This window comes from Streptomyces sp. NPDC001709, from assembly GCF_053596375.1.
Map to the genome: position 1 here is coordinate 1 of NZ_JBSFGB010000097.1, position 10373 is coordinate 10373.

The window sequence follows — 10373 nt, forward strand, 5'->3', positions numbered from 1 at the left end:
GACCGCCGACTCCGTCGGCGGTCCGTCAAGAAAGATCGAGGCTAGAGGCTCTTCCGTCCCGTAAATGGGATCGGCAGGTTCACCTCCAGGGCACTGCACGGCGACAAGAGCGGCCGCAGCTACGGCTTCCTCGGACTCGGGTACTTCGAGGTAACCCGCGGTGTCGATCACGCGTATGAGAGTGCTGCGGACAATGCCCTCACATTCGCCTACGGCTGCCTCATCAAGGTCCCCGCAGAAATCCGCTGCGGTGTCGTTGCCAAAGGGACCGAGATCCCAGGTACCCATACGTCACTCCTGCATCGCCATCTCTGTCCGCGACATTCTGGTCGGAGCCACTGACAACGGCGTCGCCGTCACGCCCCCGGAACCAGCACGGGACTGTGGGGGAGCAGCGTGTCCTTGGCCCATGTTTCACGCATCCGCGGGCCGCCCAGTGTTGAGACGGCTGATCGACAGCGGCGTGGCGACGACGACCGCGACGGTCGGCATGCCCTGCCGCTTGGCGGCCATCACCAGCTCCACCCTCACGGCCTGTTCGACGTTGGTCGCGTTCCCTGTCAAGTCGATGTGTTCAGATCTGATGCCTCGCGACGCGGCCCGGGGGCCAGCACGCGCGGCAGCCTGGGCGTCTGCGTCCCGGAGCCTGGCGATCCCGTCTGCAACGCACCGGGCTCGCCAGCTCACCACCGTCTGTCAGGTGCTCTCTGATCGTCGGCGGTCGGCGTCTTCGACGCTCGCCGCCAACCCACTGGCCAGATGACGAAACGTGCCGCTTTTGGTTCGGTTCTCCTCTGAAAACCTTCAGAAAGCGCCGAGTGTTAGGCAGCGAAGGCAAAGAGTTACCAACGACGCGTGAAGGTCTCGGGGAGGGGGCAACACTGGTTACACACTCTGGGTGGACGGTTTCGGCGAGCTGGAGGCCGAGACGTGCGGTCCGCCGGCGGACGGGGGATCTTCCGGGGGGAAGACATGGGCGAAATCAGCTCATCCATCACACTGTTGATAAAAACCGATGACCAGAACGAAGCGGAACGTTCCTTACGCTCGCTCGACAGATGGCTCGCCCGGGACCCCGAGGTACGCACAGGGACGCTGAGCCGGGAGCTGACGTCCCTCAATCCGCCCGAGGCGACGTACCAGTCCCCATGGTTCGACGTCCTGTCTCTCGTCTTGAGCACGGGCTTCAACGCGGCCTCTCTATGGCTGGGCATCAACAACTGGCGCCTCAGCCGGCCTGGATCGGTCAGCGTGACCGTTGTCCGGGCGGGACGCGACGCGGTCCGGATCGATGGCGTGGATCCCGCCACCGAGCAGCGCCTGTTGGCTGCACTGCTCGGAGGTGAGGATGGCTGAGGGGGTCACAGACGGACCTGTCCTCGGTCTTCACCCGGCGCTCCCCAATCCCGAACAGTCGCGGGCAGTGCTCATCGGCGCGGGTACCTACGCCGACCGTGAGGACCCCGGCGATCTGCTGTCCGCGGTCAACAGCATGGACGCGGTCCGGGACTTTCTACAGGGTGAATGGAACCTGGACGCGTCCCGATGCCGACGCCTCCCCGATCCGCTACGGGCAGACGACGTCCTTGATGCGCTTCACGAGGCAGCCAGCGATCTGTCCGTCACGGATACGCTGCTCGTGTACTACTGCGGTCACGGACTGCTCGACGATCGCGAGAACCTGCTCCTCGCCCTGCATGGCAGCAGTAAGGAGCGCCCGGACAAGGCGCTCGACTACGACAAAGTCCAGAAGCACCTCCACAGAAGCAAGGCTCGCCGCAAGATCGTCATCCTCGACTGCTGCTTCGCAGCGAGGGCCTTCGGGCTCCAAGGGGGCGACCTGGAGGGAAAGACCGACATCGAGGGCGCGGTCGTGATCGCCGCGTCCGGACCGACGGTCAGGGCCGTGGCCCCGTCCCGGGAGAGGTATACGGCCTTCACCGGCGCACTCGTCCACGTGCTCCGCCAAGGTATGAAGGGAGGACCCGAATTCCTATCTCTGAACGCGGTGTTCGATGAGGCGCGCATCCATCTCCTGCGCGGGAAACGGCCGGCCCCGTGGATCAGCGACATGAACGGGGCGGCGAGGATGCCGTTCGTCCTGAATCGCGCGAACGGGAACCCGCGCGTTCCGGCGGAGTTCAGCGACGAGGTTGCATGCATCGTGCGCTGCGCCGACGACACTTCCACGACTCGTGTGCAGCGTGCCCATGCCGACTGGGCCGTACGGATCGAGGACAGCCCATCGGACGGCAGGACACGCCATCCGATGTGGGGCATCCGGTCGGGCCCCGCCACGCAGGTCAAGCTCGCCCCGCTGGCCATCCTGCGCCTGCTGGACCTCGACACGGATCTCCCGTTGTGCCTGCTCGCCAGGTGGTTACGGGCGCTCGGCCACTCCGACGTCATGGTGCGCGACATGCTGACCGAACTCGCCAGCGCGGCGATCGCGTTGGCCCCGGCGGTGGAGAGCGAGGACGTACCGAGCCTCGTCCTGTCCATACGGCCCGGTGTTCTCGACAGCCTGGCCGCCCTGGACGACGATCAGGTCACCGAAGCCCACAGGGCACTGCTGAAGGCCGCTTATACCTTCATCGCATCCGGGGGCGACGGCGACGAGGTTACGCGGGACACCGGCGCCTGCCGACCGGAGGAAGGGGCCTGGACACTTTGGTCTCCCTTGGCCGTCCTGTCCAGCCGGTGCGGAGCAGCCTACGTGTGGCGTGACCTGCCGGGCAGGCTGTCTGCGGCCGGTCGGGACGAGGAGCGCACGGCGTTGGTGAGCGATCCCCGCTGGATCCTGCACCGTTCACGTGGGGCCAGAGGCGTGGGCATGGCGTTGCGCGATCTTTTCGCGACCGGAGACAAGGGCCGTGAGGTGGCTGAGGCCCTGTCTTCGTGGGCTCATCTCGTTGACGGCGCCGATCCTGCGGGAACGGACGCCTCGGTGTTGTGCGGCCGTGGCCGGGCCAACCCCGTCACGTCCTGGTGGGATGCGCACGGCCCCGACGCCCCACGCTGGCAACTCGACCATGCGTCGGACACCGAGCCGCCTCAGGTCGTCCGTGTGCTGGGCGGATCCGGCGGCCCGGTCACGGGTTGTTCCGTCCACCCTGACGGGACGCGTCTGCTGATCACCAACGAGCAGGGCATCGCCCGGCTGTGGGAACTGCCCACCGGCGTGCTGCTGGCCACGGCCGACCGCACCGAGAGCGGCCTTGCCGACTGCCTGTTGTTGGATTCGCGGCGTGCCCTGCTGATCGGAAACGACGGGACCGCGTGCCTCTGGGACCTCCTGGCCGGCAGGGCGCACGGTGATCCGCTGTCCACACCATCTGGTGGTTTCCGCGGTTGTCGCGGTATCGCAGCTGGACTGGCCGCGTGTCTGGGGCGCGGCGACCGCAGCGTCCATCTTTTGACCGTGCCCGCTGATGCATCAGGCGGCTCGCTCCGCATCGCCCACGCCTTCCCTCATCGTCACTCCGTTGCGGGTGCCGCACTGGTCGACGGGCACACCCTGCTGACGCTGACCGACGCGGACTCCCTCAGCGCCTGGGACATCCACTCGGGCCAGCGCCTGATCACCCAGTCTCGGCAGGCGTGGCGATGGAGAGATCTGGCGGAACTGCTCCCCCAGGACCACGTCGAGCGGGAGGGGTACGCGAAGAACGTAGGCCGGCGAGGATGGCTGCGGCTGCGGCTTTTGGGGTTCGGCGGGGCCAGCGAAGCCAGGCTGGCAGCCTGGTGGATCCAGGCGCACGATCAAGCCCGTGCAGTCGCGGAGACGGTCACGTCCTTCGGCGTCGGCACATGGGGCACGGGTCCGGGTGTGGTGGCCGCGGCACTGGCCGAGGACGCCTGCCGACTTGCCACGCTGGACGCAGACGGGTTCGTCACGCTCCACGTCAGGGGCGGCCCTGATGCCGCGCACATCCCGAAGCGCGTTCGACGTAAGGCGCACACGGCAGCGGGCCATTCGGTGCACTTCACTGGGAACGGTGCCGGCCTGGTGACTGCTGGAAACGACGGTTTCGTCCGTCTGTGGAACCTGGGACGGCTCCTGGACGATGGTTCGTCCCGCCCGGATCCGGCGCCGCCTGTGATCGCCTGTCTGCGCACAGGGCGTGAGGTGCTCGTCGTCCGCGAGGACAGCACGGCCCATGTGACGACGGCTCCCGCCCCCTCGCCGCCCACTCCCTCGGAGACGCCGCACCGCGTCCCGGCGGTCCTCGCCGCGGCCGCTCCCTTGGAGACCGGCCGCTGGCTCTTGCTCGCAGGGGAGGAGGGCCGTGTCACCTTTCGCAGCGGGGCCGACGTCACAGCCCGGGGGACCACCGAGGACCCTGTCCGCTCGCCACACCGTACGGCCGTCGTCGCCGCAGCAGGGTCCCCCGACGGTGGTTGGGCAGCGACCATCGCGCGTGACGGCGAGGCGTTGCTGTGGCAGATGACCGCACCGGACCCCTTCGCTCGCCCCATCATGGGGCGCCACGCCTTCCATGCCTGCTGCTTCGACTCCTCGTCCCGGCACCTCTGGCTGGCCGACGCCACCAGCCTCCACGACCTCGACCTCTCCGTCGCGAACGCCACGAGTACCGACGACACAGGCCGTCCAAGCCTTGCCATGCCCCTCGCGCCGCGCCAGTTGCCGCGCCCCCCGACCGGCGCCGATGACGTATCGCCTCCAACGGCTCTGCACTGGGGCGCAGGCACCCTCTATCGCGCCGCGCGCGCTCTGCTGCGGGTCACCGCAGAGGGCCATGTGCTCGCCGAACGCGAACTGCGGCACCCGGTGACAGCCCTGGCGCTGTCCGGCGACGGCCGCCACCTCGCCGGTGTCGGCCGGGACGGACTCGTCTGGTGCTGGGACGCCGAGACTCTGGACGTTCTGGCGTGCCACCGCCTGATGCCTCCCCTGACGGACTGCGCCTGGGAGGCCGACAGCACACACCTGATCGTCGGACAGGCAACGGGAGTCAGCAGGCTCCACTTCGTACCCGGTGCCGCCCCTGAGCTCAAGGAGTCCTTTCATGACTGCGATCTCTGATCGCCTGCACGAAACCGACGCACCGCCGTGGAACCCGGATCACCCGGTACTGGCACTTCTGCGGGCCCGCCGCGCGGCACAGAGCCTTCCTGGCCATCGCACCGACGGCAAACGGCTGGGACTCGCCGTGGAGGGCGGCGGGATGCGCGGGATCATCTCAGCGGCGATGCTCTCGGCGCTCGAGGACATGAACCTCCTTCCCGCCTTCGACGCTGTCTACGGATGCTCCTCCGGTGCGATCAATGCGGCCTACTTCCTCGTCGGCCGCACCTGGTATCCGCTGTCCATCTACTATGACGACCTCACCACGCCGGAGTTCCTCGACTTCCGCCGGGCTTTGCGCTTTCAGGACGTCCTCAACCCGCACTACGCGATCGACAAGGTGGTCGGAACGCGCAAGCCGCTGGATTACGAGCGGGTGCTGGCGTCCGACATCCCGCTCCACGTGATGATCACGGACGTCGACGGACTCAAGACACGCGACATCATGAACTTTCAGGATCCCGCCGACCTCACCGAGGCATTGCGCTCGACCATCTGGCTGCCGCTCGCGGTCAGCGGGACCTGGCCCTACCGTGGCACGCGGACCGTGGACGGAGGCGTGCTGACGGCCCATCCCTTATTTCTCGCAAGGGAGCAGTGCACTCACGTCCTGTCGCTCAGCACCCGGCCCATGGCCCGGCCCCGCAACAAACTCACCGCCCTCAACCGTGTCGTAGAGCATCATCTCGAACGGCTCCATCCAGGTCTCGGCCGTGGATACGTCCGAGCCGTCACGGAGTACCGAGCGGCCCGGCTCGTACTCCATGACGAACGCCATTCCTCGCCCCAGGAACCCCACGTCCTGGACCTCGCGCCTGTACCAGGAACCCCGGAGCTGAAACGACACGAAATGGACATCGGCAAGCTCCTGGCCGGAGCACGGTCGGGTTACGAAGTCCTGCACTGGGCGGTGGAGAAGAACTACCGACGGGCCATCCCGAGGATGACTGTCTCCCATGCCTGGTGAGGTTGGCCCGGTGACCCCCGTCATCCAGCAAGCGACCGGAGGCGCTCGTGCAGTTCGGCATTATGGAAAGCATTATCCGCATCGCTGCCGACTTCGACCGACAGCCCCTCCACGCAATCCAGCTCCGCATCGGCGAGTTGGAGAACGAAGTGGAGGTCGCAGGCCGTACCGCGACCGGAAATCCGGGAGAACGCCATGACGGCGTCGACGTTGCCGATGGCTGGGCGCGCAACGTCGAAACCGGTTGGCGTCTCGTCCTCGAGTCAGCCCCTCTCGACTCGCACAGCTATGGAGTGACCTACGCCAATATGCTGGACGCGCTATCCGCGCGCGCCACGTCACCGGACGGCGAGGGCGCAGAACCCAGCTCCATCCGGCCTGGCTGGGAACTGCCCGGCCAGCTCACCACACTCGTTCACCAGTTGCTCACGGGCCGTCGCCCGACGACCAGGAGAGAGCGGTCCGTCGAACAGGCGACGGCACGGCTCGGAGTCCTGGCCCTGACCCTGCTGACCCTCCAGGACGCCGAGGCGCGCCAGCATCTCGACATCGCCACGCGAGTTCCCCAAGACCTCAAAGCCCAAGAGGAACAGGAGGAACGCGAAGCGAAGGCCGACCTTCTCCTCGGCCTGCCCGCCGTATGCGAAGCCCTGCGGATCATGTACAAACCCCCGCTCCCCGAGAGGTTGGCCCACAAACCGAAACCGGGTGAAGAAGACGGCGACGCGTACGCGTCATACCAGCGCAGCCTCGAAGCCTGGCAAGACCTGGACTTCGAACGCATGAGGCTCCTCAGGTTCGGCACCACCTCAATCGTCCTCACCGCGCACCGCAAAGACGGCGGGCTGACCAGCAGGGAAAATCCTCTGGTGCTGAAATGCGTGCTACTGCCGTATGCACAGGTCCCGGCCATCTCCCAGGCCACGTTCGCGTACCAAGAGAAATACTCCCCCCTGTCCGCCTCTGCTGCCGCGCGGGTATCGCACACGAGCACGGTGGAGGTCCACGCCAGCGCCTGTACCTGGATCCTGATGGACCTAGCGCCCGGCAGAACCCTGCACGACGTCCTCACCGACGACTACCCTGGTCTGCCCGACGACAGCCCCACCCTCGAAGGAGTGGTACCTCGGCCCCTGCTCCAACCCGAAGCCCGCCCACAGTTCGAACTCCTTCCCCACGTGGTCCCACCGCTACTGAGGGCCCTGGGCGAACTCCACGCGGCGGGCTTGTGCCACGCGGACCTCAACCCCCGCAACATCCTCGTCGAGGCGCAACCACCAGACGACGGCAGCGAATGGCGCATGCGCTTCATCGACCTCGGCCGTAACCACCTGCAAGGCCGCACGTCCACCGGTACACAGCGCATGGACGAGCTGTACGCAGCACCCGAGCTGCGCGCCGGGGAGACACCAGACGCGCACGCCGATCTCTACTCCCTGGGCCAGATCATCATCGGTACCTGCGGGATCGACCGAAATCCGGACGGCACAGCACCCGACGCCTTCTACGCCGTGACGCCGACCCTGGCCCGACTGGTCGAAGACCTCATCGACCCATCACCCAACCAACGGCTCCTCCTGTTCCCCGAGGTCGCTGAATTCCTGCGACAGCTTGCACCTGGCCAGGGCAGCCCCCACAAACTGCTGTGCACGATCTTTGAGCGCGAGTTCCAGGCCCTAGTCGCGGCAGAAGGACAGCCAATGGGGGACGACGCACGCCGCTGGTTACGCGCTGTACGACTGCTCGCGCCCATGGCCGGCTCACCGCGGCGGCAACTCCGCCTCCGGACCTGCCGCCGACAACAGATCGAGCAGGCCGTCCGCGACACGGACAACACTCCCGAGCGCGGGTCACTGACTCGGGATCTCAAACAAGCCGAATGGCTCACGACATGGTCCTGGCTGAGCGGCACCATGTGGCTCATCTGCTTGGCGACCGTCGTACTGCTGGTCCTGTACGACCTCGGCACGCCGGTACCACTGCCGCACGCAGTTGCTGAGGCGCAGCACACCAGCACCCGCGCAGCCCGGTTGGCCGCGCGGATGACCGGCATTACCTTCGCGCTCTGCGCGGTGAAGTACTACCAGAGCATCTACGCTGGCCTGTCCTGCCGATGGCCCGGCAAACCCGCCACGCTCGGCATAACGGGACGCGTGGCCGAGTACTGGGTACGTGCTAACGCCCTGATCGTCGGTTTCCTCGTCGTGCCCATCAACCTCTTGGCTCCCCAACTGTGGACCATCGGCAGCGCGGTGGGCATCACCAGCGCATTCTGCGTCAACGTTTATGGCTACCGGTACGCCCACCAGGCTGCCGTCCGAGCTCGCGAGAAAGGCATCGGCACCATTGCCCAGCCAGAGAAGATCACCGGCCTCTCCAAGTACGAGATGTGGGGGCACTCCATGCTGATCTACGTCGCTATCGTCTGGGTATTCGCCGTCCTCCTCGGCCGGGGCGTACTCCTGGACATCCTCGCCTACGCCAGCGTCGTCTCCGGCATCAACGTGGGCCTCTTCTACATCGTCAAATGCTCCGTTGGCGCACGAGACGTACGCATCGCCCTCACCCGCTGCTACCTGGCCGCGGAACGCTACGAGGCGTACCTGCGGCCTGCGCCGTTGTAGTTCTCCGCTGCAGCCGACGTGGAGGGATAGTTGGAGAGCGGAACGGTGGGAGGATTTCGAAGGTGATGGCAACAACCACTGACATCGAGAAGGCGGCCGAGGTGCTGCGCGCCGGCGGCTTGGTGGCCCTTCCAACCGAAACCGTCTACGGTCTGGGCGCCAACGCCGAAGACCCCGCTGCCGTCTCGCGCATCTTCCAGGTCAAGGGACGTCCACCCTCCCACCCGCTGATCGTCCACATCGGCGGGGCACAGCATCTGGTCGACTGGGTGAAGGACGTGCCCGAGACGGCGCGACTGCTGGCCGAGCGCTTCTGGCCGGGGCCGCTCACGCTGGTCCTGCGGCGCGGCCGCCGGGTGCCCCTGGAAGCCACGGGTGGCCTGGAGACGGTGGCCCTGCGCGTGCCCGACCACCCTGTCGCCCTTGCGCTGCTGTCGGCCTTCGGCGGAGGTGTCACCGCCCCGTCTGCCAACCGCTTCGGCTCGGTCAGCCCCACCACGGCCGACCACGTACGGGCGGAGCTCGGAGATGCCGTCGGCTTCGTCCTGGACGGCGGTCCCTGCGGCGTCGGCGTCGAGTCGACCATCATCGACGTCACAGGCGAGACCCCGGCCATCCTCCGGCTCGGCGGAGTGACCCGCGAGGACCTCGAAGCGGTGCTGGGGGATCCGATCGAGGTCCCGTCCACGAGCCATGCCCGGGTGCCAGGTCAGCACCCGTCGCACTACGCGCCGTCTGCGCGGGTCGTCCTGGTGGAGCCGGAGAAGGTCGGCGACGAGGCGCGGCTCGCGCAGGAGCAGGGGCACCAGGTCGGCGTCCTTCTCCCCCCGTCCCTCGCCGACACCCCGGTGAAGGCACACGCCGTGGTGGACGTCCCCGCGACCCTGGCCGGCTACGCGCGCGAGCTATATGGGTTCCTGCGCGAGCTCGACCAGCGGGGGTGCGACCTCATCGTCGGCTCCCTGCCGGTCGAGGAGGGGCTGGGACTGGCGATCGCCAACCGGCTGCGCCGCGCCTCGGGGCCTCGGCTCACCGGGTGACCAGCCCCGATGGCGCGGGCTGCCGGACCTGACGTCTCCAGAGCGCGGTGTCTGCCCGGTCCGGCAGTCCCCTCCGTCCGTCCGGGACCTCCTGAGCTTCCTCACCAGCGCGACCCGCGCGGAAGCCGACGTCGAGGCCGCACAGTGACCGTACGCACGGCGCACTCACCCCGTCCCCGCTCCGGGCCCACACCGCTGGTTCGCAAAGAGCCACCACCCCGGGGCCGTTGCTCTCGCGTGGCGGCGCCACCGGAGCGCCAGGCGGACAGCACAGGCTCGATCAACTCCCAGCGAGCATCGGACTGATCACTCGGATACGCACGGCGGTCGGTCGTGACCTGGGCGTACCGCCGATTGGGGGCGTGCGCCCAGGCGCGTGCTCTGCCTTGTCGACGTTCAAGGTTTTCCCCACCCTCGGGTGGTTTGAGTCTCATGCAATGGTCCATTCCGATTTCACCGAATTCCCCATGGGGATGACGAAGTTGGGCTTGAGGGTCCTGGCCATCACGAACACGCACATGTCCCTCGACCTGCACCACGAGAGGTCGATGGACGTAGCTGATGGCAAGGAGTTTCAATGACCGAGTCAAGCCGTTTGCGGGACCGGAGGAGCTGGTGTGAACAGCCGGTTGTCCCGAAGCAGCGCCCATAGG

At 67.3% G+C, this 10373-nt stretch carries 7 protein-coding genes and 1 pseudogene; 5 read left to right on the top strand and 3 right to left on the bottom strand.

The window, feature by feature from the left end:
* Both ACWC0C_RS47385 and ACWC0C_RS47390 read right to left on the bottom strand, forming a co-directional pair.
* The coding region (locus tag ACWC0C_RS47385) for a DUF4259 domain-containing protein (RefSeq protein ID WP_450871357.1) at nucleotides 1-288 on the bottom strand (288 nt) is incomplete at its 3' end.
* 126 nt (nucleotides 289-414) lie between these two features.
* The gene (locus ACWC0C_RS47390) at nucleotides 415-564 is read right to left on the bottom strand and encodes a hypothetical protein (protein ID WP_450871359.1); all 150 of its coding nucleotides are present in this window, start codon (nucleotides 562-564) and stop codon (nucleotides 415-417) included.
* A 408-nt stretch (nucleotides 565-972) separates the two neighbouring features.
* Between ACWC0C_RS47390 and ACWC0C_RS47395 the strand changes: the two genes are divergently transcribed.
* The 5 genes from ACWC0C_RS47395 to ACWC0C_RS47415 all read left to right on the top strand — a co-directional run bounded on the left by ACWC0C_RS47395 (nucleotide 973) and on the right by ACWC0C_RS47415 (nucleotide 9720).
* Nucleotides 973-1356, top strand: coding sequence for an effector-associated constant component EACC1 (locus ACWC0C_RS47395; RefSeq protein WP_450871361.1), 384 nt, complete (start codon nucleotides 973-975; stop codon nucleotides 1354-1356).
* Nucleotides 1357-1423: 67 nt separating this feature from the next.
* Nucleotides 1424-5047 (top strand): caspase, EACC1-associated type, encoded by a 3624-nt coding sequence (locus tag ACWC0C_RS47400; protein ID WP_450871363.1) that lies wholly within the window; start codon nucleotides 1424-1426, stop codon nucleotides 5045-5047.
* A complete protein-coding gene (locus ACWC0C_RS47405) occupies nucleotides 5031-6056 on the top strand; it encodes a patatin-like phospholipase family protein (protein ID WP_450871365.1) in 1026 nt (341 codons plus the stop codon). The genes ACWC0C_RS47400 and ACWC0C_RS47405 overlap by 17 nt, the downstream gene beginning before the upstream one ends.
* 47 nt (nucleotides 6057-6103) lie before the next feature.
* Nucleotides 6104-8680, top strand: a complete 2577-nt coding sequence (locus ACWC0C_RS47410) for a protein kinase domain-containing protein (RefSeq protein WP_450871367.1) — start codon at nucleotides 6104-6106, stop codon at nucleotides 8678-8680.
* A gap of 65 nt (nucleotides 8681-8745) precedes the next feature.
* Nucleotides 8746-9720 carry an L-threonylcarbamoyladenylate synthase gene (locus ACWC0C_RS47415; protein ID WP_450871369.1) on the top strand — a complete coding sequence of 325 codons (975 nt, stop codon included), beginning with the start codon at nucleotides 8746-8748 and terminating at the stop codon, nucleotides 9718-9720.
* Nucleotides 9721-9935: 215 nt separating this feature from the next.
* On the opposite strand, the pseudogene ACWC0C_RS47420 reads toward ACWC0C_RS47415, so the two are convergent.
* Nucleotides 9936-10052, bottom strand: a pseudogene (locus ACWC0C_RS47420) (IS5/IS1182 family transposase); the annotation flags it as partial.
* Between the last annotated feature and the right edge of the window lie 321 nt (nucleotides 10053-10373).